The 24,664-nt window shown below is 68.2% G+C and carries 25 protein-coding genes, 1 tRNA gene, 2 rRNA genes, 1 other RNA gene and 1 pseudogene (1 of these 30 only partly in view); 14 read left to right on the top strand and 16 right to left on the bottom strand.

What is annotated here, in order from left to right:
* Positions 1–37 precede the first annotated feature (37 nt).
* Entirely contained in the window at positions 38–892 is an 855-nt protein-coding gene (locus ACQY4O_RS17000) for a hypothetical protein (RefSeq protein ID WP_428377514.1), read from the top strand.
* Between the two features lie 7 nt (positions 893–899).
* On the opposite strand, the gene ACQY4O_RS16995 is transcribed toward ACQY4O_RS17000, so the two are convergent.
* Positions 900–2,819: a CocE/NonD family hydrolase gene (locus tag ACQY4O_RS16995; protein ID WP_428377513.1), complete on the bottom strand. Its 1,920-nt coding sequence runs from the start codon at positions 2,817–2,819 to the stop codon at positions 900–902.
* Positions 2,820–2,959: 140 nt separating this feature from the next.
* On the opposite strand from ACQY4O_RS16995, the gene ACQY4O_RS16990 reads away from it, so the two are divergent.
* Positions 2,960–3,856, top strand: a complete 897-nt coding sequence (locus ACQY4O_RS16990; protein WP_428377512.1) for a cytochrome c oxidase assembly protein — start codon at positions 2,960–2,962, stop codon at positions 3,854–3,856.
* 6 nt (positions 3,857–3,862) lie between these two features.
* Here the strand turns inward: ACQY4O_RS16990 and ACQY4O_RS16985 are convergent, their stop codons facing one another.
* On the bottom strand, positions 3,863–4,285 hold the full coding sequence (locus ACQY4O_RS16985) for a hypothetical protein (protein ID WP_428377511.1): 423 nt from the start codon (positions 4,283–4,285) through the stop codon (positions 3,863–3,865).
* A gap of 146 nt (positions 4,286–4,431) precedes the next feature.
* Between ACQY4O_RS16985 and ykgO the strand changes: the two genes are divergently transcribed.
* The 4 genes from ykgO to ACQY4O_RS16965 are packed head-to-tail and all read left to right on the top strand — an operon-like array spanning position 4,432 to position 7,427.
* Positions 4,432–4,557, top strand: coding sequence for a type B 50S ribosomal protein L36 (gene ykgO / locus ACQY4O_RS16980; protein ID WP_077807834.1), 126 nt, complete (start codon positions 4,432–4,434; stop codon positions 4,555–4,557).
* A gap of 46 nt (positions 4,558–4,603) precedes the next feature.
* Entirely contained in the window at positions 4,604–5,188 is a 585-nt protein-coding gene (locus ACQY4O_RS16975) for a hypothetical protein (RefSeq protein WP_428377510.1), read from the top strand.
* Positions 5,185–6,486, top strand: a complete 1,302-nt coding sequence (gene aroA / locus ACQY4O_RS16970; protein WP_428377509.1) for a 3-phosphoshikimate 1-carboxyvinyltransferase — start codon at positions 5,185–5,187, stop codon at positions 6,484–6,486. Before ACQY4O_RS16975 ends, aroA begins: the two co-directional genes overlap by 4 nt.
* The gene (locus ACQY4O_RS16965; protein WP_428377508.1) at positions 6,483–7,427 is read left to right on the top strand and encodes a carbohydrate kinase family protein; all 945 of its coding nucleotides are present in this window, start codon (positions 6,483–6,485) and stop codon (positions 7,425–7,427) included. Before aroA ends, ACQY4O_RS16965 begins: the two co-directional genes overlap by 4 nt.
* Before the next feature lie 7 nt (positions 7,428–7,434).
* Here ACQY4O_RS16965 and ACQY4O_RS16960 read toward each other — a convergent pair whose 3' ends face one another.
* From ACQY4O_RS16960 to ACQY4O_RS16925, 8 genes are all read right to left on the bottom strand, one after another.
* The gene (locus tag ACQY4O_RS16960; RefSeq protein ID WP_428377507.1) at positions 7,435–8,448 is read right to left on the bottom strand and encodes a peptidoglycan -binding protein; all 1,014 of its coding nucleotides are present in this window, start codon (positions 8,446–8,448) and stop codon (positions 7,435–7,437) included.
* 90 nt (positions 8,449–8,538) lie between these two features.
* Positions 8,539–9,687: a flagellar motor protein MotA gene (locus ACQY4O_RS16955; RefSeq protein WP_428377506.1), complete on the bottom strand. Its 1,149-nt coding sequence runs from the start codon at positions 9,685–9,687 to the stop codon at positions 8,539–8,541.
* A complete protein-coding gene (locus ACQY4O_RS16950; RefSeq protein WP_428377505.1) occupies positions 9,684–10,529 on the bottom strand; it encodes an OmpA family protein in 846 nt (281 codons plus the stop codon). The genes ACQY4O_RS16955 and ACQY4O_RS16950 overlap by 4 nt, the downstream gene beginning before the upstream one ends.
* A gap of 233 nt (positions 10,530–10,762) precedes the next feature.
* A complete protein-coding gene (locus ACQY4O_RS16945; RefSeq protein ID WP_428377504.1) occupies positions 10,763–11,053 on the bottom strand; it encodes a hypothetical protein in 291 nt (96 codons plus the stop codon).
* 88 nt (positions 11,054–11,141) lie between these two features.
* Positions 11,142–12,611, bottom strand: coding sequence for a hypothetical protein (locus tag ACQY4O_RS16940; protein ID WP_428377503.1), 1,470 nt, complete (start codon positions 12,609–12,611; stop codon positions 11,142–11,144).
* A gap of 111 nt (positions 12,612–12,722) precedes the next feature.
* Positions 12,723–13,553 (bottom strand): inositol monophosphatase family protein, encoded by an 831-nt coding sequence (locus ACQY4O_RS16935; RefSeq protein WP_428377502.1) that lies wholly within the window; start codon positions 13,551–13,553, stop codon positions 12,723–12,725.
* 4 nt (positions 13,554–13,557) lie between these two features.
* A complete protein-coding gene (efp, locus tag ACQY4O_RS16930) occupies positions 13,558–14,124 on the bottom strand; it encodes an elongation factor P (RefSeq protein WP_428377501.1) in 567 nt (188 codons plus the stop codon).
* 59 nt (positions 14,125–14,183) lie between these two features.
* Positions 14,184–15,233 carry a lysine-2,3-aminomutase-like protein gene (locus ACQY4O_RS16925; RefSeq protein ID WP_428378232.1) on the bottom strand — a complete coding sequence of 350 codons (1,050 nt, stop codon included), beginning with the start codon at positions 15,231–15,233 and terminating at the stop codon, positions 14,184–14,186.
* Positions 15,234–15,319: 86 nt separating this feature from the next.
* On the opposite strand from ACQY4O_RS16925, the gene epmA reads away from it, so the two are divergent.
* From epmA to ACQY4O_RS16910, 3 genes are all read left to right on the top strand, one after another.
* Positions 15,320–16,381, top strand: a complete 1,062-nt coding sequence (gene epmA / locus ACQY4O_RS16920; RefSeq protein WP_428377500.1) for an EF-P lysine aminoacylase EpmA — start codon at positions 15,320–15,322, stop codon at positions 16,379–16,381.
* A 97-nt stretch (positions 16,382–16,478) separates the two neighbouring features.
* On the top strand, positions 16,479–16,907 hold the full coding sequence (locus tag ACQY4O_RS16915) for a hypothetical protein (RefSeq protein WP_428377499.1): 429 nt from the start codon (positions 16,479–16,481) through the stop codon (positions 16,905–16,907).
* Positions 16,908–17,000: 93 nt separating this feature from the next.
* Positions 17,001–17,705 carry a fasciclin domain-containing protein gene (locus tag ACQY4O_RS16910; RefSeq protein ID WP_428377498.1) on the top strand — a complete coding sequence of 235 codons (705 nt, stop codon included), beginning with the start codon at positions 17,001–17,003 and terminating at the stop codon, positions 17,703–17,705.
* A 50-nt stretch (positions 17,706–17,755) separates the two neighbouring features.
* Here the strand turns inward: ACQY4O_RS16910 and thiE are convergent, their stop codons facing one another.
* On the bottom strand, positions 17,756–18,403 hold the full coding sequence (gene thiE, locus ACQY4O_RS16905) for a thiamine phosphate synthase (protein ID WP_428377497.1): 648 nt from the start codon (positions 18,401–18,403) through the stop codon (positions 17,756–17,758).
* Between the two features lie 59 nt (positions 18,404–18,462).
* On the bottom strand, positions 18,463–18,933 hold the full coding sequence (locus ACQY4O_RS16900; RefSeq protein ID WP_428377496.1) for a hypothetical protein: 471 nt from the start codon (positions 18,931–18,933) through the stop codon (positions 18,463–18,465).
* Between the two features lie 18 nt (positions 18,934–18,951).
* Between ACQY4O_RS16900 and ACQY4O_RS16895 the strand changes: the two genes are divergently transcribed.
* The 5 genes from ACQY4O_RS16895 to ACQY4O_RS16875 all read left to right on the top strand — a co-directional run bounded on the left by ACQY4O_RS16895 (position 18,952) and on the right by ACQY4O_RS16875 (position 21,453).
* Positions 18,952–19,410: a hypothetical protein gene (locus ACQY4O_RS16895; protein ID WP_428377495.1), complete on the top strand. Its 459-nt coding sequence runs from the start codon at positions 18,952–18,954 to the stop codon at positions 19,408–19,410.
* A gap of 133 nt (positions 19,411–19,543) precedes the next feature.
* Positions 19,544–19,885 carry a cell division protein ZapA gene (locus ACQY4O_RS16890; RefSeq protein WP_428377494.1) on the top strand — a complete coding sequence of 114 codons (342 nt, stop codon included), beginning with the start codon at positions 19,544–19,546 and terminating at the stop codon, positions 19,883–19,885.
* Between the two features lie 9 nt (positions 19,886–19,894).
* Positions 19,895–20,051: non-coding RNA, 6S RNA (ssrS, locus tag ACQY4O_RS16885), on the top strand.
* A 10-nt stretch (positions 20,052–20,061) separates the two neighbouring features.
* The gene (locus ACQY4O_RS16880; protein WP_428377493.1) at positions 20,062–20,628 is read left to right on the top strand and encodes a 5-formyltetrahydrofolate cyclo-ligase; all 567 of its coding nucleotides are present in this window, start codon (positions 20,062–20,064) and stop codon (positions 20,626–20,628) included.
* Positions 20,629–20,634: 6 nt separating this feature from the next.
* Positions 20,635–21,453 carry a TIGR00282 family metallophosphoesterase gene (locus ACQY4O_RS16875; protein ID WP_428377492.1) on the top strand — a complete coding sequence of 273 codons (819 nt, stop codon included), beginning with the start codon at positions 20,635–20,637 and terminating at the stop codon, positions 21,451–21,453.
* A gap of 62 nt (positions 21,454–21,515) precedes the next feature.
* Here the strand turns inward: ACQY4O_RS16875 and ACQY4O_RS16870 are convergent.
* The 4 genes and pseudogenes from ACQY4O_RS16870 to ACQY4O_RS16855 all read right to left on the bottom strand — a co-directional run.
* Positions 21,516–22,625: pseudogene (locus ACQY4O_RS16870) on the bottom strand (sugar porter family MFS transporter).
* A gap of 171 nt (positions 22,626–22,796) precedes the next feature.
* Positions 22,797–22,873, bottom strand: a tRNA-Met gene (locus ACQY4O_RS16865).
* A 59-nt stretch (positions 22,874–22,932) separates the two neighbouring features.
* A 5S ribosomal RNA gene (rrf, locus tag ACQY4O_RS16860) occupies positions 22,933–23,048 on the bottom strand.
* Between the two features lie 100 nt (positions 23,049–23,148).
* Positions 23,149–24,664 (bottom strand): 23S ribosomal RNA (locus tag ACQY4O_RS16855); it runs 1,225 nt beyond the window's last position.

Here is a 24,664-nt window from a genome sequence, read left to right as displayed (position 1 = left end):
CCCACTGCGATCTGCAGGAACCTCCGGTCCCGGCGCCATGCAATGGTACTTCTGCGTAACCGGCAATACGCTCACCGCCAATGTCGAACAGGGTTTCCCGGACATGATCCGGGCCGCGGTCGCCTCCGCCGCCGCGAACACCGACCTGCGGCCGCACATGATCTTCGACGGCGAGGCGTGCGACTTCACCCGGGAGATGGCCGACGCGGGTGTCACGGTGATCTTCCGGCGGCTCTCGTTCTATGCCGAACTGGAACACGCGCAGCGCCGGCTGCTGCCTGGCATGACGCAATGGATGGCGACGGCGGCGGGTGCCTTCCTGCGGCTCGACATTCCACGCATCGAGCTGGTCGAGGACTTCGTGTTGTACACGGACTGCGACGTCATCTTTCTGCAGAACCCCGACCTCGGCCGCTTCCGCCCGACGACATTCGCCGCCGCCAGCCAGTTCGATCTCTACGGCCACGACATCCGCCATCCCAGCAGGCAGAACTATGCCGAGCTCAATTCCGGCGTCATGTTGATGAATGTCGACAGGATGCGGAAGGACCTCCCCGCGTTGATCGACCTCGCCTGCGACATGCTGCATACGATACGCGGCTACGACCAGGGCGCGCTCGAACAGTTCTACATGGGCCAGTGGACTCCGCTATCACCCAAATACAACTGGAAGCCGTACTGGCCGGGGATCGACCCGTGTGCCCGCATCATCCATTTCCATGGCCCGAAACCGGTGGCCGCCTTGAAGCTTCTTGCAGACAGGGACTACCGATTGCACGACGATAGCTTCCACGAATGGCGGGGCCTGTTCCTGCAGAACCCCGAGGCCTATGAATTCTACACCAACGCCTGGTCGGGCTTCCTTGCAGCGGGACGCGCGCCGGGTCCTTGATTCTCGATCATTTCGAGGTGTCGCCCGCGACCGGCAGCTCGACCGTGCTGCTGTCGAATATCCTGATCTCGGCGCGCCGGTAGTCGGACGGCTTGGCGTCGAAGATGTTGGCGACATAGCTCTGCGGGTTGCGGTCGTAGAGCGGGAACCAGCTCGACTGCACCTGCACCATGATGCGGTGGCCGGGCAGGAAGACGTGGTTGGCGGTCGGCAGCATCACGTGCCAGCGCTGCATCGCCCCGGGTGTCAGCGGGCGCGGATGCGCGAAGTCGGCACGGTAGCGGCCGCGCTGGATGTCGGCGCTGATCATCAGCTCGTAGCCGCCGAGGACGGGCTCGCGCCCGGCGACATCGGGATAGACGTCGATCAGCTTGACCACGAGGTCGCCGTCTGTGCCGGTGGTCGAGAGATCGATATCGGCGACCGGCCGCCCGCTGACCCGCAGCGCCCGGGTCAGCGGCGGCGTGCTGTATTCGAGCACGTCCGGGCGCCCGGACACCGTGCGCTGGTCGCTCGCCAGCCAGGTCTGCCAGCTCTCCTCGCCCTTTGGGCCGGACAGATGCACCGGGCGCGGCAGGAACGGCACCGGATTGGCCGGATCGGAGACGTAGCTGCGATAGGTCGGGGCACCGCCGGCGCCCGGAGAAAATCCCAATCCGGCCTCCGGCCCCAGATGCAGCGACTGCATGTGCACGCTACCTGGCCAATCGGCGCGCTGCTCCCAAAGGTCGATGCCGGTGACGAAGTCGGTCACCGGCGGTGTCGCCGGTGCCTGGGTGTCGTCCTTGAGCGTGCGGTCGAAGAACGGCTTGAGGATATGGTCGCGGAAATAGGCGGAGGTGTCGGAGCCGAAGCGGATCGGCCCGATCGCGCTGCCGTCCAGGCGCTCCTGGTGGTGGAACCACGGCCCAATCGCGAGATGCAGCAGCCCGGCCCGGTCGTCCGGCTTCACCGCGTTCCAGACCGCGATGTTGCCGTAGATATCCTCCTGGTCCCACAGGCTGTGCACCAGCAATGTCGGCACGCCGAGGCCCTGCCTGGCCAGCAGCCGGTCGATCGCCTGCTGCTGCCAGAACCCGTCATAGGCCGGGTGCGCCAGCAGCTTGCCGAAGTAGCCGGTCTGCTGCAGACCGTGCGAGCGGCCGAGGGCGCCGGCGGAGCCCGCGCGCATCAGTTCGGTATAGTCGTCGTAGGCGCTCGACCACCAGTGCAGGTCGCTGCCGCGGGTGGCCTCCTGCTCGTAGATGTAGGCCAGCGAGCCGGTGCGGAACGCGCCCTGGTGGAACCAATCGTCGCCCATCCAGCCATCGACCATCGCATTGATCGGCACCGCCGCCTTGAGCGCCGGGTGAGGATGCAACAGCGCCATCAGCGAGGTGAAGCCGTCATAGGAGATGCCGAGGATGCCGACCCGGCCATTGCTCTGCGGCGTGTGGTGCACCAGCCAGTCTATGGTGTCCCAGGCGTCGGTGGATTCGTCCACGCCGGTCGGGTTGAGCGGCCCCGCCAGCGGCCGGGTCATCACGTAGTCGCCCTCCGAGCCGTGCTTGCCGCGCACGTCCTGCAGCACCCGGATGTAGCCGTCCTCGGTCACCAGGCGGTCGACGACGTCGCCATCGCCGAGCACGCCGGCCAGGCTGGAACTGGGGTTCTCGCTCACCTTCTCGAGGGCGTCGTATGGCGTGCGGGTCAGCAGGATCGGCGCATGCGCGGCGCCGCGCGGGATCAGGATCACCGTCCTGAGATGCACGCCGTCGCGCATCGGGATCATGACGATGCGCCTGCTGTAGTCGAAGCTCTGCTCCTGCGGCTGGAAATGCGACGCCAGCTCGCTCGGCAGCGCAGGCGTCGCGGTCGGGGCGGGAGCCGCCGCAGCGACGGCAAGCAGGCTCAGGGCGGCGAGCGCCGAGGGTGCAGGTCGCGGCAAATCGGTCTCCGTGGCGTAAAGCGGGCGGCGGAAAGCGGGCGGGCGGAAAGCGCGGCCCTGTAGCACAGGTCAGCGGATCGTGCGCGCGGCCGCGCCGCTCTCGCGTTTCGCGGCACCCGCGCCTGGGCTAGAGATGGCGCATGAGTTCATCTCGCCGCCGCCGGGGCTGGCTGGTGCCCGCCGGGCTGCTGGCCATCGTCGCCGTCATGCTGACCATCGTCTCGTTCTCGGTGCCGCTGTACCGGATGTTCTGCGCGGCGACCGGCTCTGGCGGCACCACCCAGCGGGCGCTGGCCGCAAGCGGCACGCTCGGTCGCCTGGTCACGGTGGATTTCTCCACCGGCACGGCGAAGGGCCTGCCCTGGCGGTTCCGGCCGATCCAGGGGCGGGTCCGGGTGCGGCTCGGCCAGGAGAGCCTGGTGTTCTTCGAGGCGGAGAACCTGTCCGACGCGCCGATCGTGGGCCACGCCAGCTTCAACGTGACGCCGGACAAGGTCGGCATCTACTTCAAGAAGATCCAGTGCTTCTGCTTCACCGAGGAGCGCCTCGGCGCACACCAGAAGGTCGAGATGCCGGTGACCTTCTTCGTCGATCCGCGCCTGGCGACGGACCCGTCGACGACCGAGGTCGACAACATCACCCTGTCCTACACCTTCTTCCGCTCCAGCCGTCCGAAGCACGCCGCCGACCTCGCGCGCTTCGCCAATGCGCCGCCCGACGCCGCCGCCGGACACACGCTGTTCGTCTCGAACTGCTCGGGCTGCCATGCGCTCGACCATGCGCCCGACCACGCGACCGAAGGACCGAAGCTGGCGGGCGTCTATGGCCGCCGCGCCGGCTCGGTGCCCGGCTACCCGTACACCCCGGCGCTGGCCGCCGCCCATCTCACCTGGGACAGCACGACGCTGGAGCGCTGGCTGTCGGGACCGCGCGCGTTCATTCCTGGCACCGCAATGCCCGACGCCATCGACGATGCGGTCGGCCGCCGGGACATCATCGCCTACTTGCATAGCCTTTCGCCGGCCAGCGGCAGTTGAGGCGGATCAGCTTGCACTCCGCCTGAGCACGCTGACGACCATGAGGCCGAACAGCGCCGCGGCGCCGGTGAACACCACCAGCACGATGCGCAGGCGCAGCGCGATGTCGCCGCCCTGCTGCTGGAAATGCTGCGTGAGCACGCTGTGCGCGTGCGCGATCCGGTTTGCGATATCGCCCGTGCTGTCGAAGGCGCCGGTGCCATCATCGCCAAGTGCGTCGCGCAGCCGGTCGAGTTGCGCCAGAGCGTCCGGAGCATTCCGGGCGGCATCGAGCCTGGCGTCCGCATACAGGGCGCGTTGGTACGGGAGTTGCGCGGCATAGGTCGAGAACAGGCCGCACAGGCCGAGCACGATGAAGGCCATGACGAGGAAGCCGCCCCAGGCCGAGCCCTGTCTCTTGTTGCTCGTTCCACCCTGCATGCGCGCCATGCGAGGTGCTTAGGGCAGAAGGCGGATGAGGGGAATGCACTTGACCGGGCCAGATGCCGCCGCTAGTCAGCCTCTCCCCCCGGCGCTGCCCGCGCGCGGAACCGTCACTTTTGGCCCGCGCCGGGCTGTTGAACCAGGGTCGTGTCATGAAGATCAGAAACAGCCTGAAGTCGGCGAAGGTCCGCGACAAGGATTGCCGCGTCGTCCGCCGGCATGGCCGGGTCTATGTGATCAACAAGAAGAACCCACGCATGAAGGCCCGCCAGGGCTGAAGGCGGCTTCCTCCGATCCGGGGGCCGGTTCCTCGGGAACCAGAGCATGCGGGCGCAGCCGCACCTGATCGCGAAGCGGGCGTTCAGGTGGCGGCTGTTTGCGCTTGCCGCGATGTCCTGCTGGGGGGCGTCCGCGATCGCCGCCGCACCCGACCCGCCTCTCGCGAGCCTGGCCACCCAATTGGCCCAGGCGCACGATCCCGGCCAGGCGCAGGCGCTGGCCGCCCGAATGGAGGCGCTGCGCGAGCAGGCGGTACAGCCGGCGGTCCGTCTGCTGCTGCGGCGCGCGCAGCGCGAGATGACGGCAGGCCAGCGCCGGGCCGCGATCGGCGACCTCGACGACGCCGTGGCGCTGCAGCCCGACAACGCCCTGCTCTGGCGCGAGCGGGCGGCGGCGTACGATCTCGACGGCAACCTCGACGCCGCGGTGCAGGATCTCGGCGGCTCGCTCTCGCGCGACGCCGGCGACGTGCTTGCCTGGCAGGCGCTGGCGGCGGTCGAGGAGCAGCGCGGCACGGCGGCAGCGGCCTACAAGGCCTGGCAGCATGTGCTGACCCTGGACCCGATGATCGAGGACGGCGGCAAGCGCCTGGACCGGCTCCGGCGGCGTGCCCTGGGGCAGCCGGCATGATTCCGACCGGCCCCCGAGGCGACCGGCAACGCGACTGGCTCGACGCCGCCGCTCTCAGAGTGCTGCCGGTGCGCGATCCGCTGCACGGTCGGGTGCGTCCGCCCGGCAGCAAGTCGATCACCAACCGGGTGCTGCTGCTCGCGGCGCTGGCGCACGGCCCCAGCCGCCTCAGCGGCGCGCTCAAGAGCGACGATACACGCACCATGGCGGCCGCCCTGCGCACCCTCGGGATTGCCATCGAGGAGCCGGACGCGACCTCGTTCCTGGTGCACGGCAATGGCCGGCTGGACGTGCCGGAGGGTCCGCTGTGCCTCGGCAATGCCGGCACCGCCACCCGCTTCCTGACTGCCGCCGCCGCGCTGGTCGCGGGCCCGGTGCTGCTGGATGGCGACGCCCACATGCGGGTGCGGCCGATCGCCCCGCTGGTCGAGGCGCTGCGCAGCCTCGGCGTGCGGGTGGATTGCCCGACCGGCTGTCCGCCGGTGCGCGTGCACGGCACCGGCCGGCTGCCCGCGGGACGGGTGGAGGTGGATGCCTCCCTGTCGAGCCAGTACGTCTCGGCGCTGCTGATGACGGCCGCCTGTGGCGACGGTCCGGTCGAGGTGGCGTTGCGCGGCGACGCGATCGGTGCGCGCGGCTATGTCGAGCTTACACTGGCCGCGATGCGCGCGTTCGGCGCCGACATCACGGCACCTGCACCGGGGGCGTGGCGCATGGCGCCGACCGGCTATCGCGCCCGCGACCTGCTGGTCGAGCCGGACGCGTCGGCGGCGACCTATCTCTGGGCCGCCGGGCGGCTGACCAATGGTGCGATCGATCTCGGCATCGCGGCCGACGCCTTCACCCAGCCGGACGCCGCCGCCGCCTCGCTGATTGCGATGTATCCGGCGATGCCGGCGGTGATCGACGGCGCGCAGATGCAGGACGCGGTGCCGACGCTCGCCGTGATGGCAGCCTTCAACCACCATCCGGTGCGCTTCACCGGGATCGCCAACCTGCGCGTCAAGGAATGCGACCGGGTGCGGGCGCTGGCGGACGGCCTGTCGCGTATCCGGCCCGGGCTTGGCACCGAGCATGGCGATGACCTGCTGGTCGCCGCCGATCCGCGGCTTGCCGGACAGACGCTGCCGGCGCGCATCGACACCCGCAACGACCACCGGATCGCCATGAGCTTCGCGCTGGCCGGTCTGCTGATCCGGGGCATCACGATTCTCGAGCCGGGCTGCGTCGCGAAGACTTATCCTGGCTACTGGAGCGCGCTCGAGACGCTCGGCGTCGAGCTGGAGGAAGGTGCATGATCGTCATCTGTGGCGACTCGCTGATCGATTTCCTGCCGGTGCAGAGCGAGGATGGCGGCCAGGCGGCCTATCTCCCGGTGCCGGGCGGCTCCTGCCGGAACATCGCGGTCGGGCTGGGCCGCCTCGGCGCCACCGTCGGCTTCATGGGCGGCATCTCGAATGACTTCTTCGGCGACCAGATCGTCTCCTCGATGCAGGTCTCCGGGGTGTCGATGCAATATGTCGCGCGTCTCGACAACGCGACCACGCTCGCCTTCGTCAAGCTTGGCGACGGCGAGCCGGACTATGCCTTCTTCGACGAGGCGAGCGCGTCGCGCTGCTGGACCCGGGCGGCGAGCCCGGCACTCGGCGAGGATGTCGGCGCGCTGCATGTCGGCTCGCTCGGGCTGATCTCGCCGCCTGTCGCCGACGAGTGCCTGGCCCTGATGCGCGAGCAGAAGGGCCGGCGGGTGTTGTGCATCGACCCGAACTGCCGCCCGACGCTGACCCATGATCTGGCCGCATATCGCGCGCGGATGGCCGAGGCGCTGGCGCTGGCCGACATCATCAAGCTGTCGCGCGCCGATCTCGACTACCTGATCCCGGGTGCCGAGCCCGAGCGCATCGCACGCGCGTGGATCGCCGCCGGCACCTCGCTGGTGATCGTGACCAAGGGCGGCGACGGCGCCACCGCCTGGGTCGGCGGCGGCTCGGTCGATGTGCCGGTCGGCGAGACGAGGGTGGTGGACACGGTCGGCGCCGGCGACAGCTTCATCGCCGCCGTGCTGTGCCACCTGGACCGCATCGGCCGGCTCCGCGCGAACCGCATCGGCGGCATCGATGCGGCGGATGCCGAAGGCGCATTGCGCTTCGCGGTGCGCGTCGCGGCCTTCACCTGCGGCCGCGCCGGCTCCAACCCGCCCTGGGCGAGCGAGCTGCAGGAGAGCGCCACCCCGGCATGAGCCCGTCTCAGCGGTCGGTCAGGCGCAGCTCGATGCGGCGGTTGCGCGCATAGGCATCCGGTGTGCTGGCGTCATCCAGTGGCTGGTATTGCGAAAAGGCGGTGGCGGCGAGATGTCGCGGATCGACGCCTTGCTCCATCAGCAGCTTCACCACGGTGATCGCGCGCGCCGAGGACAATTCCCAGTTGGTGGCGAAGTGCTGGGCGTTGACCGGCTGGCGGTCGGCATGGCCATCGACGCGCAGCACCCACGGGACGTCGCCGGGGATCTCGCCGGCGATGCCCTTGAGCGTCTGCGCCAGTGCCTTCATCTGGTCCGCGCCGGGCTTCGACAGGTCGGCACTCCCAGGGGGAAACAGCACCTCGCTCTGGAACACGAAGCGGTCGCCCACCACCGCGATGCCGGGGCGGTTGGCGAGCACCTTGCTCAGCCGCTCGAAGAATTCCGAGCGGTAGCGCTTGAGCTCCTCGACCTTGTCGGCGAGTGCCAGGTTCAGCTTGTTGCCGAGGTCGGCAAGCTTGGCATCACGGTCCTTCACGTCCTTCTGCGAGATGTCGAGCGCCTGGGTGATGGCGGCGAGCTGCTTCTCGAGCTCGACGAGCTGCTGGTTGAGCTGGTTGACCTGCGCCTGCGCGTCGGCGCTCAGCTTGTCCTGCGAGGCCTTCTGCGCGGCGATCACGCCGGTTTCCTTCGCGACCTCGGCATTCAGCGCCTGCGCCTGCGCCGCCAGCTGCTGGCGCGCCGCCTCGGTCTGGTTGCGCTGCGCGGTGAGGGTCGCGATCGACAGGCCGAGATCGTGCGTCTTGCCGCGCTCCAGCGACAGCAGCTCGGTCAGTTGCGCCATCTCGTGCTGCAGCCGGTCCAGCACATGCTGCCGCCCGTTCAGCGCCACCGACAGGAACGCCTGCGCCAGCACGAACACCAGCAACACGAAGATGATCACCATCAGCAGCGTGGACAGCGCATCCACGTAGCCGGGCCAGGCGTCGAGCCCGTTATGGACGCTGCGGCGGCGCCTCATTGGTTTGTTCCTGTCAGAAGGGCTCTGCCCTTGACCCGCTGGGGCGGCACGCCCCAGACCCCGATTCGTCCAGAGGCAAAGCCCATGGCCTTAATTGACCGGGTTGCCGCCGATGGCGGCGATCGTTCGGGTCAGCAGCCGGATGTCGCCACGCAGCTCCGTGGTGCTCTGCGCACGGCCCTGCTCGTTCTCGCTCAGCATGCGGCCTAGCAGGCGCTCGATGGCACGCATGTGCTCGCGGGTCTCGCGCGAGCTGTCGCTCTCGACATGGGTGTCCTGGGCATCGGCCAGGCGTCGCAGCACCGGGGCCAGCGCCGCCTGGCCTTCGGCGACGCGCTGCATCAGCGTCTGGTTGACGCGCATCATCTCGGCGAGGTCGCCGATGCGCTCGGACAGCACGTTGAGCGTATGGGTCTGCGACGAGCGCGCCTCGTCGTTGCGCGACAGCACCGTCTGCAAGCCGTCGAGATTTTCCGCGGTCTGTTCGAGGAGTGCCTGAACATAGTGCGGCATCGGCGCCTCGCCCTCGCCGCCGAAGCCGCCGGAGAAGCGGGTGATGCCGGCGAGCCATTCCTCCAGCTCGTTGAAGAAGCGGTTCTGCGCCTGCCCGGCGGTGAGGTCGAGGAAGCCGAGCACCAGCGCGCCGGCGAGGCCGAACATCGAGCCGGAGAACGCCGTGCCCATGCCGTGCAGCGGTCGCGCCAGCCCGGACTTGAGCTGGTCGAACATCAGGTTGACGTCGCCGGTGCTGATCGAGAGGTTGGCGATCACCTCGGAGATGGCGCTCACCGTCAGCAGCAGGCCGTAGAAGGTGCCGAGCAGGCCGAGGAAGATCAGCAGCCCGATCATGTAGCGCGACAGCTCGCGGCTCTCGTCGAGGCGCGACGAGAGGCTGTCGAGCAGCGAGCGCATCGCCGGCGTCGACAGGGTGAGCCGGTCGGCGCGGTTGCGCGACGCGATCATCGAGGCCATCGGCGCCAGCAGCTTGGGCGAGGCCGGCGGGGCGAGGCCGGCGCGCGGATGCCGCAGCGTCTCCAGCCAGCGCACCTCCGGATTGAGCCGTGCGACGGTGACCAGGTTCCACAGGATGCCGAGCGCCAGCACGCCGAGGATCAGGCCGTCCAGCAGCGGGTTGTTGTTGAAGGCGGCGATCAGGGTCGGCCCGAGCAGCGCGGTGACCGCGGCGACCACCACCAGGAACACCAGCATGCGGACGAGATAGGTCAGTGGTTTGGTCATGGCACTTTCGCCGGAGGGTTGGAGACGGCTGTAGCCGTGCTGGGCGCCGGAGGGTTCGAGGCGGCTGCAGCCGTGCTGGGCGCCGGAGGGTTGGAGGCGGCGGCAGCGGTCGTGGGCGCTGCGTCGAGGTCGGAGCGGGTGAGGTCGGTGCGGTCGGCAGGACCGCCATCGCTCGGCCGGCCGATGGCGCGCACGTAGATGCGCGTGGACGGGATGCCGGCATTGATCAGGACCGCCCGCGCCGCGAGCCCCCGGGACAGCGAGAGCCGACGCGGGGTCGAGGGGTCGTCCGGGGTGCCGTTGCCGTAGGCGTCGATCTGCGCGCGGGCTTCGGGGTCGGCCTTCAGGCTAACGGCGAAGTCGCGGATCGCCTGCATGTTGGCGGCGTTCAGGTCGGCGCTGCGGTCGCCGAAGGTCAGTCGGGTGCCGCCGTGGATCGGGCTCGGCTCGCCGCGGGCGCTGGCGACCACCGGCACCGGCGGCGGCGGCGGCTCCGGATGCAGCGGGACGTTGATGACCGGCGCCTTGATGATGGGCGGCGCGGGTGGTGTGGTCGGCACCGGTGGCGGCATCTTGACGCCGGCCGGCATGTGCGAGGCCCCGGTGTCGGCAGCGGGGCCGGCGTTGGCGGAATGTGCCGGATGATGGGCGGCATGGTGATGCGCCGGGTGCGCCGGCTTCGGCTGCTGGGCCGGCTTCGGCGGGGTCAGCGAGTCCAGGGCACGCTGGTCGCCTTTGGCCTGGGCCCGGGCGGGTGCCGCGGCAGAGAGGGCACTGCCGCTCAGCAGGGCTACGAGCAGCGCGCGTCGGACGTTGCCGACCAGGATCATCGATGGACGCATTGCCCTGACGCTAGACGACACCGGCCCGATGCTCAACCGGGCGCAGGAATCGGGGTAGCTACCAGAGCAGGCCGGAGGACAGGCGCCAGCGTTCGCAACCCCCGGACATGCGCCAGCGGCAGGCCGGAGCTCCCGGCTGCGCCATGGCGACTACGGGGGTGCCGGGAGCCTGCGTGACGACCTTAAGGGGGTGGAAGCTGTCTTCATCGAACCGGCCTGGTCAGGGCCGTGCATCAGCATGGTCCGTTCCACCAGTCAGCATGGTCCCCAGACAGCTTCCCAAGCCGGGGCCTGATGTCGTTCCATGTGCCCAGGCGGTTTGCTCTGCCGACCATGGCTTCTATCATGCCTGTCGCGACCGCTATTATCAGGTCCTCGTCGCCGCTCGCCATGGCACCTTCGATTTCAAGTAATAGTTGATCATTTATCGCATCGCCGACAGAAGGAAAGTCGTCGACAATCTGCCTCCCTAGATCAGCCAGCAGTGTTGTGTCTGGCGGCTCGTCAGGATCCCAGTATGCCACAGTCTTACGAAAAGCGGATTGGGCTCCAGGAGATAATGTTAATAGCCGATTTACAAACGAGACTACGTACTGATCCATTACTCGCCCTTTAGCGCGTTTTGCGTGTGATGATCACATTTTCGGCCGCGGCTCGATCACCAGGCGAAGCAGTCGGGTTGTTGCGCAGCCACCTGTTCAGGGTTCGAATGGTGTTGACGGCCTTGACCGAGTGAAAGGCTCCTTTGACACGCTCACCTGTGGCCAATTCATGCCTGACGGCCGCTGCGGTGCTGCCACTGCCTATGGTAGCTCTGTCTCGGTAGAGGTCGTCCATGATCGCTTTGAGATCCGGATCAGAAGTCGCTGGTTTCGTCATCGCAGCTCGCAAACCGTCCTTGTGGGCCTCGACGGTCGTCGGGTTTGAGGCACCTCCCACGACCTCACTCTCGCCAGCTTCCACATCGGATACCGCGCCCGCTGCCTCAGTGGTCGTGCCAAGGGTGCTGCTTCCTTCGGAGGCGGAAGCACTCGCAACCTTCGCGATCTCAGTCGCACGCCCGACATCGCCGACGGCCTCGGCGACTTCCGCTTCGGCGCCGCCCGGGATCATCGCGCCCATCGCCAGCACAGAGCCCTGACCGGCAAGCATGCCGAGAAACTCGGTGCCATTGCCTCGCGCCTCCGCCTGCCGATAGGCCGCCGAGACTTTGTTCCCGGCGCTGCTCGTTGCCTCGACGACCCGACCAACTGCCTGCTTCGGGTCGGTCAGCGCCGTCCGCACGAAATGACCGACCGACTGTGTATCCTCGACGGCGGCGCTCCAGGACTGTTGTCTCGCATCGGCGCTCGTCGCCAGGGCGTAAGCCCCGGTGGCCAGGCTGCCGAACCCCTCGACCGTGTCGGGGGCGCCGTCCCGCAGGCCTTGGCCGAAGCCATGCGCGAACTGGCCGGCCTGTCCGATCGGGCTGACGGATTCGGAGCCGAGCCCGCCGCTCGCGGCTGCCGGGTGCACGCCTTCCGGATCGCCTGCGACCATGATTGCACTGGCGCGGGTGGCGCCAGACGCGGGAGGCACCGCCTCGTCTCGCCCCACTTCCAAAGCCGCTGCCGGCTTGACCTGTGCCGCGCCTGTCGACGAGCTCCTGGCGACGATCCGGGGCAGCTCGACATCCGTGCTGTCGATCGGCTCCACGACCGGCAGCGTCGGGGCGCTTTGGCGCTGCCCGCTTCGTGTCGCCTTGAGCATGTCGCGGAAGGCCGCGCCGCCTTCGTTCGCGGCTGGTGCGAGCATCGTGCGGAAGCTGCTGGCGCTGGTCGCGGAGCCGGCTGAACCTGGAAACCGACCCCGCCTATGCCGCCCGTCGGCTCCGGGGTCCGCCGCGGCGGATGGCGCTCCCGTTCCTGATGCGCCGGCGGCGGTTCGGGTCGCCGCGAGCAGATGCGAGGGGATCATCACGTTGAGGGTGATCGGAATGCGGACCATGCCCGGCTCGTCGGGCCGGAGGGCATCCGCTGCCGGCGCTTCGTGGCTGACCTCGACCTGCATCGTGAACGGAATGCTCTCGCCGCCGATGGACATCGCAAGGTGTCCAGGCACGTCTTGGTCGCCCAAAGCCATCCGCCGCTCCCAGGCTGAGGCGTAAGGCTACCGTGTCCCAACCATCTCGTAGCGAGCCGCGTCGGCGGCCTGCTAGCCGTCCAGGCCGTGCGCCACCGCCTCGCGCAGCTTCTCGTGCAGGCCGGTGTTCGCGGCGACGACGTTGCACTCCATGTCCATCGCGTTCTGCTCCTGGCCGTACGGGTCGGTCGCATAGCCGCCGGCCTCGCGCACCAGCAGCAGTCCGGCGGCAACGTCCCAGGGCTTCACGCCCAACTCCCAGTAGCCATCGAAGCGCCCGGCCGCGACCCAGGCGAGATCGAGTGCCGCGGCCCCGAAGCGCCGGATGCCGGCAACCTGGGGCATCAGCACACCCAGGGTGCGGGCGAACGGCAGCCGGCGCTGGGCCGGGATCGCCGCGAACGGGATGCCGGTGGAGAACACCGCCTCCGCGATGTCGCGCCGCGCCGACACCCGCAGCCGGCGCTCGTTGAGGTAGGCACCCGCACCTTTCTCGGCCCAGAACATCTCGTTCGCGGCCGGGTTGTACACCACCGCCGCCGCGACCTCGGCGCCGCCGTCCGGCAGCCGCTTCTGCAGCGCGATGCTGATCGCCCAGTGCGGCATGCCGTGCAGGAAGTTGGTGGTGCCGTCGAGCGGATCGACCACCCAGCGCCAGGCCCAGTTCTCGGAGCCGGACGCGCCGCTCTCCTCCATCAGGAAGGCGAAGCCGGGGCGCGCGCGGGCCAGCTCCTCGCGGATCGTCGCCTCCGCCCGCAGGTCGGCCTGGGAGACGAAATCCGACGGTCCCTTGATGCTGACCTGGAGCTGCTCGACCTCGTTGAAGTCGCGCAGCAGCCGCTTGCTCGCCTTCTGGGCCGCGTTCTGCATGACGGTGATCTGCGGCGAGAGGCGCGGCGACATCCAACTAGCCCTTGGCGCGTTCGACGTAGGTGCTGTCGTCGGTGCGCACCACGATGCGCTCCCCGGTCTCGATGAACGGCGGCACCATCGTCTTGACGCCGTTCGACAGGCGGGCCGGCTTGTACGAGGAGGTCGCGGTCTGGCCCTTGGTGACCGGGTCGGCCTCGACGATCTCCAGGACCACCGTCGCCGGCAGGTGGATCGCCACCGGATCGTCTTCGACGAGATCGACGATCACGGTCATGTTGTCCTGCAGGAACGGCAGCTGCTCGCCCAGGATGTCGGCCGGAATCAAGGCCTGCTCGAAGGTCTCGGGGTCCATCAGCACCAGGTTGGTGCCGTCGAGGTAGGAGTACGTGTACTCCTTCTCCTCGGTCATCAGCCGCTCGACGGTGTCGGCGGTGCGCCAGCGCTCGTTGGTCTTGTTGCCGGTCTTGAGGTCGCGCATGTCGACCTGGATGAAGGCGCCGCCCTTGCCCGGGCTGATGATCTGCTGCTTCAGCACGGTCCAGCGCCGGCCATCATGCTCGATGACCTGTCCGGCGCGAATGAGGTTGGCCTGCTGCTTCATGGTCCTGGATCTCTGCTGTGCGGAAGGGCCGGCTGGCGGTGCTGACGGAGCGCGGGTGTCTATCCCCTCGGACGGTCCCGGGCAAGCTGATGGGACCTGCCGGAGGGATCGCGCACCAGGCCTGCGGACGCATCGACATAGTCCGGGCCGATCGGAACCTTGCCGTGGCCGCCCGGAATGTCGAGCACATAGGTCGGCCAGGCGAGGCCGGTGACGCGGCCGCGCAGGCCGGCGAGCAGGCGCTGCCCCTCCTCGATCGGCACATGGAAGCGGCTGGTGCCGGGGGCGGCGTCGAGCTGGTGCAGGTAGTATGGCTTGATCCGTAGCCGCACCATGGCGCGCAGCAGCGCCTCCAGCGCCGCCTCGTCGTCGTTCACGCCGCGAAGCAGCACCGACTGTCCGAGCACCGGGATCGCACGGGCCTGCAGCCGGCGGATCGCGCTGGCGGCCGCCGGCGTGAACTCGCTGGCGTGGTTGGCGTGCAGCACCAGCCACATCGCAAGGTCGGTCTGCATCGCGTCGGCCAGCGCCTCGGTGACGCGTTCGGGGTCGGCCGCCGGAACCCGGCTGTGAATGCGTATCGTGGTGATGTGCGACATGCCGCCGAGAGCCCGCACGATCCGGGCAAGGCGGCGCGGCGACAGCATCAGCGGGTCGCCGCCGGTCAGGATCACCTCGCTGATCGCAGGACTGCCGGCCAGCCAATCCAGCGCGCGCTGCAGCGCCGCCTCGCCCAGCACGCCGCCGCCCGGCCCGACATGCTCGCGGCGGAAGCAGAACCGGCAATAGAGCGGGCAGACCAGCAGCGGCTTGAGCAGCGCGCGGTCGGCATAGCGGCGGACGATCCCCGGGACCGGGGAGAACGCCTCGTCGCCGATGGGATCGGCCTGCTCATGCGGAGCGGTTCGCAACTCGTCGGGGTGCGGGACCACCTGCAGCCCGATCGGATCGTCCGGCCGATCGATCAGCGCGCCAAAGGCAGGCGGGATCAGGGTGGCATAGCGGGCGGCGACCGCATCGAGGGCAGCGCGCTGCGATGCAGCCGCGAGACCCGACGCGATCAGGGCCTCGACGCCCGCAATGGAGGTAGCCGGCTTGCTGCTGTGCATGTCCCGCTTGCTGCTGCGCATGGCCCACTTGCCGCTGCGCGTGGCCCACTTGCCGCTGCGCGTGGCTGGGCTGTACTGCCGTGCCCATGTCGCCGCAACCGCCAGCACCCGTCCCGCAGGCCTCGGTCGCCGACCGGCTGCCGCTGCTGCGCCGGCGCGCGATGCTGGTCCGCGGCGTCCGCGGCTTCTTCGAGGCGCGCGGCTATCTCGAGGTCGAGACGCCGTTCGCGGTGCGCACGCCGGGCGAGGAGGTGCACCTGCACCCGTTCGCCACCAAGTGCCTGGCGCCCGACGGCACAAGCGAGCGCCTGTTCCTGCACACCAGCCCGGAATTCGCGATGAAGCGCCTGGTGGCGGCGACCGCGCAACCGGTGTTCCAGCTGGCAAGGGTCTGGCGCAATGGCGAGGCGGGTCCGCTGCATGCCGCCGAGTTCACCATGCTCGAATGGTATCGACCCGGCGCTGGGCTGGCCGGCCTGATGGACGAGACCGAAGCCCTGCTGCGGGCCTTGCTGCCGCCGATGGTCGAGCGGGACGGCGCGCGCTGCCGCATCGATGCGCCGTTCGAGCGGCTGACGCTGCAGGAGGCGTTCGCCCGCCACACCGGCGCCGACCTGCTGGCGACACAGGAGGACGCGCCGGCGCTGGCCCGGCAGGCCGGCGTGCGTCTGCGTGATGGCGAAGGGCTGCGTGATCGGGAAGGACGGGGCGAGACCTGGGAGGATTTGTTCTTCCGGCTGCTGCTGAGCCATGTCGAGCCACAGATCGGGCGGCAGCGGCCGACCTTCCTGACGCATTGGCCGGCGGCGCAGGCCGCCCTCGCCCGGCGCGACCCGGACGATCCACGCGTCGCGCTGCGCTTCGAGCTGTATGCCTGCGGCCTGGAACTCGCCAACGCCTTCGACGAGCTGACCGACCCGGCCGAACAGCGTGCACGGTTCCTGCATGACCGCGCGCGTCGCGCCGCACTGCCGCCCCCTGTACCGGGCTGGACCGTGGGAGAGTGGCCGATGGACGAGGCGCTGCTGGCAGCCCTGCAGCAGATGCCGCCCTGCTCCGGCATCGCGCTCGGCTTCGACCGGCTGGTGATGCTCGCGACCGGGGCCGCGCGGATCAACGACATCCTGTGGCTGGGAGGCGCCCGCTGATTTTTTTGTAACGCACAAACTCGCAGGCCATCCGGATGGCGTGGCAGAGCGTTCACGCCCGGTCTGTCGTTCCCTCCTCGAAGAAGGGCCTGCAACCATGTCCGCTCGAAATCTTGTCTCGCTCGCCGCCTTCGCGGTCCCCCTGCTTGCGCTTGCGGCCTGCGAGACGCCCTCCCCGGCCCAGCGCCGCCTGCTCGATTCCATGATCGGCCACTCGCAGGTCGATCTCGTCCGCGCCTTCGGCGTGCCGACCCGGACCTACACCGCAGACGGCCACAGCTTCCTCGCCTATATCGACAACGAATCGAGCTACAGCCCGGGGATCGGTCCCGGCTGGGGCTGGGGGTGGGGCGGCTATGGCTGGGGCGGCGGCGGCGGCTTCGGCTATGGCGGGTTCGGCGGCTACGGTGGCTATGGCGGTTTCGGCGGCTTCCCGCCGACCTACTACAACTCGGTCTGCGCCACGACCTTCGAGGTCACCAACGACCGCGTCTCGTCCTGGGCGCTGCGCGGTGACGGCTGCTGATCGCGCTCATCCGAAGCGGTCGCGCCTTGGTTGCGCATCCTGTATGAACGCCAGGGGACGGATGGGCCTGATGGCCGGAACAAGAGGGGCAGCATGAGACGTGTGAAGGCGTTGGCAGGGCGGGCGCTCGTGGTGGCTGGCATGCTGGCCGGGCTGGCGGCCTGCGAGAGCGGGGCGCGGCAGGACCCGCTGCCGATCATCGGCAGCTCCGATGACATCGTGTTCGCCGATGTGCCGGTCTATACCGACCGCACGGTCGACGAGAGCATCGTCGGCTCGCTCGAGCTGACCGACTATGCGCTCTGCCTCTACCGGACCGGCCTGCTCACTGTCCTGCAGCGGAACGGTCCCTTCACCGTGTTCGCGCCGCCCAATACGCCGCTTGAGCAGCAGCAGCAGGCGGCCGGCGGCCAGTTGCTGGCGCCCACCGATGCGCCGTTCCTGCAGCGGCTGCTGGCCTACACGATTGTGCCCGGCGCGTATTCCGAGCAGCGGCTGCGGACGATGATCGCGCACCAGCACGGTCCCGTTGCCTTGCGGACGCTGAACGGACGCGACGTGCTGACCCTCTCCATCGAGCCCGCGACCGGCCAGCTGCTGCTGGGCGACGCGCGTGGCCACATCAACCGGATCTGGCTGTCGAACGTGCCGCAATCCAATGGCGTGCTCTACGTGACGCAGTCGCTGCTGACGCCAGACATCCAGCTCGCGTCCAGTGCCGGCGCGTCGATTGCGGCCGGCGCGCCTCTGACCTACGTGCCGGGCGACTACACTACCGGGGTCGGCGCCCGCCACTGATCCCCACAGCTCCTGATCCCCGGGGCTCCTGATCGGGTCCCCGGATCGCGTCAGGCCGCAGCGATCGCCTGGTTCATCGCGCGCACCCCGGCGGCCGGTCCGCCGGGATGGTCCCACACCGCGCCGACCACGGCGAGAAAGTCGGCGCCGGCTTGCACCAGGCCGGCGCAGTTCGCCGGCGTGATGCCACCGATCGCCACCACCGGCAGCTGCATCACCTCCGACCACCATTCCAGCAGGTCTGGCTCGGCCCGGATGTCGGTCCGCTTGGTGCCGCTGGCGAAGAACGCCCCGAACGCCACGTAGTCGGCGCCATTCTCGCCCGCCAGCATGGCGGCGTCGCGGCTGTCGTAGCAGGAGACGCCGAGCTGCAGGTCGCCGAGCAGCGTGCGCGCCCGGGCAGCCGGCATGTCGTCGGCACCGACATGCGCGCCGTCACAGCCATGCTGGTGCGCGAGGTCGGGCCGGTCGTTGAGGATGAAGCCGACGCCGCGATCCTGCACCACCGGACGCAGCACCTCGATGGCGCGGACCACCGCCGCGTCCGGGACGTCCTTGAGGCGAAGCTGCACCGCGGCGACGTCGCCGGCATCGAGCGCCTCGGCCAGCCGGTCACGAAACACCGCGGGGTCCAGTGCCGGCGGGGTGACCAGGTAGAGCCTGCAGCCATCCGGTGCGGCCTGTTGAACGGGCGCCATGCTTCAGTGTCCGGCCGAACGATTCAAGCGAGGAGAGCTAGACGAAACCGTGCCTTGTGTCACGGCGGCGCGGCGCTCCTGCAGAGCCAGTCCCGCAACAGGCCGGCCCGGTCGTACCGAGCATCGAGGCTGCCCAGATCGAGACAGGCGGGCCGCTCGGCGACCAGTTCGGCGCCGAGCGCCTCGCCGCGCAGCCGGACGGCCTCGAATTGCGGGCAATCCGGCGCCAGCACCAGCCGTCGCAGCCCGATCCGCAGCGCCTCCATGCTGCGGCCGGCCGAGGCGCCGCAATCGAGCATGCTGCTTGCCTCGGCGGCCAGGATCTCGCCTTCGAGGCTGTGCATCAACGCCGCCCACCAGAGCGGCCCCATGAAACAGGCGGCACTCTCGGCCGACAGCAGCAGCAGCCGGGGAGCGGGTGCGGCGGCCTGCAGCGCGAACAAGGCGTGATCGCGTCCGTGGATCACGACCGCACGCTCTGGCGCGCGCCCTGGGGTGCGTGTGGCACCGCCGGAGGCTGCCTGGTTCATGCCTGCCTGCCTTGCTGCTTGACGTTCAAAGTGTTGCACGCGATCTGTGCAACGACATCGGTGCTTCGGAGGATGTTCGCATTGTCGCAGTACCAGGATCGAGTGCCGCAGGGTGGGGATCGAGTGCCGCAGGGTGGGCCCGGCGAGCGTCCGGAACAGGATCCGGCCGAGCGGCTGGCGGCGGCGTTGGGCCGCATCGCCGTTGCCGTCGAACGTCGCGAGGCGATGGCTGCCGAGGTCGAGGCGACCGGGGCCCGGGCCCTGCGCGACGTCGAGGCCGCCGCGGGGCAGGCCCGCCTGGACGCCGAACGGGCAGGATCGGCGCTGCGCGAGGCCAATGCGGTCCCCTCCGTCGATCTGCCGGTGCTGGTCGCTAACCTGGACGCCTTGATCGTGCGGCTGCGCGACGTCTTGGGTGAATCCGGCGCGAAGGAGCATCCTGCCGGCGACCCGACGCATCAAGGCGGGGCGCTCTAGAGCCTGATCGTCTCAGGCTTTATCAGCCTAAGACGTGAATCAGTCTCTATTACAATAGGATAGAGCAAGTTAATCGGCTCTGTCAGAGCCGATCTTGCTCTAACGGGCGGCAAGAGCAGGGCTGGAGGCGGCGATGGCGCAGGTCACGATCAGGATCAATGGCTACGCGTATGCCGTCGGCTGCGAGGATGGCCAGGAGCAGCATCTGCAGCAGATGGCGTCGCAGGTGGACCGCAGGGTCGAGCGCATCAAGGCGATCGGCGGACAGAGCGGCGAGGCGCGGCTGCTCGCCCTGGTGGCCCTGCTGATGGCCGACGAGCTGCACGACATGGCGGCCGACCGCATGCCGGCCGGCACCGCCGCCCTGATCGAGGAGGCGGAGGCGGTGCGTGCGCAGGCGGACTGGCGAGAACGCCAACTGGCCAACCTCGCCGAACGCGCGGAAGCCATTGCAGCGGCGCTCGAGCATGACTAGCTTGATGGGGCGGGGCTGCCTGGTGCGTCAGGCAATTCAACCCCCGGGCCGATAAGCACTTCCACGGGAGCTGGCTCTGTCATGGCTCTTGGCCATGTTACCCGGCGCCCACCTGCACTTGCGGGTTCTGGGAGGCTGACAGTCCAACGGCCGAGGCGGCTCCGCACCTGCCCGCAATGATGCCCCTGGACTCGCAGAAGCGGGCGCTCCGCATTCAGCTATTGCGCAGCCGGACAACCGATCCTGCCGCAGACGCCCGGCTGTCCCGGGCGCTGCTCGCCCATGTGGCCATGCCGCCCGGCGCGCGTATCGGCGGCGTCTGGCCGCTGCCGGACGAGCCCGACCTGCGACCGCTCTGGCACAGACTGCATGAGCGCGGCTGTGCGGTGCTGCTGCCAGAGACGACGCCACGCGGCTCGGCGCTGCGGTTCCGCCCCTGGTCGCCCGGTTGCGCGATGGAGGCCGGGCCGCATGGCACCGCGCATCCTGCGGGGCCCGCATCCGATGTGCCGGAGATCGTGTTCGTGCCGATGCTGGCCTTCGACCGCCAGGGCTGGCGGCTCGGCTATGGCGGCGGCTATTACGATCGCACCCTGGTCGGCCTGCCGCAGGCGCGTGCCATCGGGTTTGCGCTGTCCAGCCAGCAGGTCGAAGCGGTGCCGCACGGCGCCTTCGACATCAGGCTGCCGATGATCGTGACCGAGCAGGGTCCGGTTCGGCTGCACCGACAACCGGAGGGGTGAGACGCCGTGCGTATCCTGTTTCTCGGCGACGTGGTGGGGCGCGCGGGACGTGACCTGGTGGAGGCGCGGCTGGCCGCACTCCGCGAGCGGCTGCGCATCGACCTGGCGATCGTGAACGCCGAGAACGCGAGCCATGGCTTCGGCCTGGCACCCGCCATGGCCGACAGCCTGTTCGCCGCCGGCACCGATGTCATCACGCTGGGCAACCATGCGTGGGACCGCAAGGAACTAATCGGCCATATCAGCCAGGCGCCGCGCATCATCCGGCCGATCAACTTCCCGCCCGGCACGCCCGGCGCCGGCAGCGTGCTGGTGACGCTCGCGGATGGCCGCCGGGCAATGGTGATCAACGCGATGGGCCGGCTGTTCATGGATGCACTCGACGATCCGTTCCGGGCGGTGGGCGAACTGCTGTCGCGGCACCGCCTCGGGGTCACGGTCGGTGCCATCGTGGTCGACATCCATGCCGAGGCAACCAGCGAGAAGATGGCATTCGGGCATCATTTCGACGGGCGCGTGTCGCTGGTCGTCGGCACCCACACCCACACGCCGACCGCCGACCATCGCATCCTGAAGGGGGGCACCGCCTTCCAGAGCGATGCCGGCATGTGCGGCGACTATGACAGCGTGATCGGCATGGCGAAGGTGCCGGCGGTAGCACGCTTCGTGCGCAAGATGCCGACCGAGCGGCTCGGCCCGGCCGAGGGCGACGCGACCCTTTGCGGCCTGTTCGTGGAGACCGATGACCGCACCGGCCATGCCATGCGGGTGGCGCCGGTGCGCCTGGGCGGCAGGCTGTCGGAGACGCTGCCTGACGCTGCCTGATGGAACACACTCGTGTCGGAGAGGCACGCCTGCCCTCTTGCGCATGCGCTCACCGATTGGGTTCATCCGGACCAGCCGCGATATGCCTCGTGTCCGGTTTGACGGCGGCAGCGCCACCCGGCAGCCACAAGGCGTCGACGGCCAGGCTGATGGCGATCAGCCACCCGAGCGCCACACCGCTGCCGAGCAGGAACCCCAGGCCGAGAAGGCAGAGGCTCACCGCCATGCCAACGAGCCCGGTCAGCAGGCAGAACGCGCCGTCCAACCCGGTCGACCAGCCAGATCGCCACCATGGTCATGACGACGTTGACCACGCCTATGCCGGCGGTCGCGAGGATCGCTGCCGACGCGGACGAGAGTCCGGCGGCCTGGAAGATGACCGGAGCAAAGTAGATGACCGTGTTGATCCCGGTCACCTGTTGGAAGATCGCAAGACCGACGCCGACGATCAGAGGCAGCATCGCGGCCTTGTGGGTAAGCCGGCTTTCCGGCATCGCACACACTTCAGGCTTGAGATCAGGCCGGAGCAAGGCAAGTTCGGCCCTGATATCGACATGGCGTCCGCGCAGGCGGGCAAGTGCCGCCTGAGCGCGATCGGCGTGCCCAGGACCTGCCAGCCAGCGCGGTGTCTCCGGGAGAAGCAGCATGCCGATGAAAAAGACGACGCCTGGCACGCCGCCAAGCCCCAGCATCCAACGCCAGGAGCCCGTGGTGGCAAAGGCGTATCCGGCCAGTTAGGAAATCAGGATGCCCAGCGTCACGGCGAGCTGGTTGAAGGAGACCAGCGCGCGACGTTCGCGGGCGGAGGCGATTTCTGCAAGGTAGAGCGGGGTCAGCATGGAGGCGCCCCCGATGCCGATACCCACCAGCAGGCGGCCTGCAAGCAGCATGGCAAGATCGACCGCCACTGCCGACACGAGCGCGCCTCCGACAAAGACCGCCGCGGTGAGCTGCAGGACCGGGCGACGTCCGAACCGGTCGGCGAGCAGGCCAGCGCAGGCGGCGCCCCCTGCTGCGCCGGCGAGTGCTGCGCTCGTCACGACGCCCAGCATCAGGTGGGACAGTTGGAAGGCTTTGCCGAGAAACAGCAACGCCCCGGAAATCACGCCGGTGTCGTAACCGAACAGCAAGCCGCTGAGAGCCGCAGTAGCCGCTATGATGGCAACATGCATGGGGTTCCTTGACGGCAATGCAGACCGGTTGATCTACGACTATTTCCAAGGTGGTTCAAAAACTGGCCGTTGCTGCGGGGTGCGCTTGCGACGATCCTGGCCCTGGCATCGGCGGCGCGCGGCCCAACGAAAAACTCCCCGCGCCTTGTGGCACGGGGAGTCAACGATTGGTGGTTGCGGGGACAGGATTTGAACCTGTGACCTTCAGGTTATGAGCCTGACGAGCTACCGGGCTGCTCCACCCCGCGGTGGTGAGGCTGCTGTGAGTATGCGGCCTCGATGTGTGTGTAATAGGTTGGTTCGGAAGACCTGGCGGCGACCGACTTTCCCGCATCTTGAGATGCAGTATCATGGGCGCTGGGGGTTTTCACGGCCGAGTTCGGGATGGGATCGGGTGGATCATTCCCCGCCATGGCCACCAGGTCGTCCGAGCCAACCTTTGGGGGAGGTTCGGGCGAGTGAGTGGGTTGGTGCGCGGTGTTGTGTGATGTGGATGACTGCTGTGCGTGTGGTGGTGTATTTGTGTTTTGAGCCTATTGGGCGATTAGGACCAGTTAGCTGAGTGCATTGCTGCACGTATACATCTGGCCTATCGACGTGATGGTCTATCACGGCCCTCTGGGAGACCTGGTTTTGAGGTAAGTTTCTCGCTTAGATGCTTTCAGCGATTATCTTGTCCGCACGTAGCTACCCGGCGGTGCCGCTGGCGCGACAACCGGTGCACCAGAGGTGCGTTCATCCCGGTCCTCTCGTACTAGGGACAAATCCTCTCAAGTCTCCAACACCCACGGCAGATAGGGACCGAACTGTCTCACGACGTTCTAAACCCAGCTCACGTACCACTTTAATCGGCGAACAGCCGAACCCTTGGGACCTGCTCCAGCCCCAGGATGTGATGAGCCGACATCGAGGTGCCAAACCTCCCCGTCGATGTGGACTCTTGGGGGAGATCAGCCTGTTATCCCTAGAGTACCTTTTATCCGTTGAGCGATGGCCCTTCCACGCGGGACCACCGGATCACTATGGCCGACTTTCGTCTCTGCTCGAGCTGTCGCTCTCGCAGTCAGGCGGGCTTATGCCATTGCACTCAGCAGCCGATGTCCGACCGGCCTGAGCCCACCATCGCGCGCCTCCGTTACACTTTGGGAGGCGACCGCCCCAGTCAAACTGCCCACCATGCAGGGTCCCGGTCCGGGCTGACCGGACGCGGTTAGACATCAGAAAAATTCAGGGTGGTATTTCAAGGATGGCTCCACCTGAGCTAGCGCCCCGGCTTCATAGCCTCCCACCTATCCTACACAGCATTTTCCTGATGCCACTGCAAAGCTGCAGTAAAGGTTCATAGGGTCTTTCCGTCTGACCGCGGGTACCCCGCATCTTCACGGGGAATTCAATTTCGCTGAGCCGATGCTGGAGACAGCGGGGAAGTCGTTACGCCATTCGTGCAGGTCGGAACTTACCCGACAAGGAATTTCGCTACCTTAGGACCGTTATAGTTACGGCCGCCGTTTACCGGGGCTTCAATTCAGTGCTTGCACACCTCCTCTTAACCTTCCGGCACCGGGCAGGCGTCAGACCCTATACGTCGTCTTTCGACTTCGCAGAGCCCTGTGTTTTTACTAAACAGTCGCTACCCCCTGGTCTGTGCCACCACCGCATGGTTGCCCACACGGTGGTCTCGCTTATCCCGAAGTTACGCGAGCAATTTGCCTAGTTCCTTCAGCATCGTTCTCTCAAGCGCCTTGGTATGCTCTACCAGTCCACCTGTGTCGGTTTAGGGTACGGTCTGTATGCCAGAGCTATTTCCCGGAATGCTCAAAAAGCCGGATCAATCCGATAAGACCCGACAACATCTCGCATTCGTCACTTCTGGCAGGCTGAGGAATATTCACCTCATTCCCATCGACTACGGCTTTCGCCCTCGCCTTAGGAGCCGGCTCACCCTGCGCGGATTAACCTTGCGCAGGAACCCTTGGACTTTCGGCGACAGTGTTTCTCGCACTGTTTGTCGCTACTCATGTCAGCATTCGCACTTCCGA

This window comes from Lichenicoccus sp., assembly GCF_965277665.1.
In the GTDB taxonomy this organism is placed as follows: domain Bacteria; phylum Pseudomonadota; class Alphaproteobacteria; order Acetobacterales; family Acetobacteraceae; genus Lichenicoccus.
The sequence above is the reverse complement of the archived record's forward strand: the minus strand, read 5'-3'. Positions and strand labels throughout refer to the sequence as shown.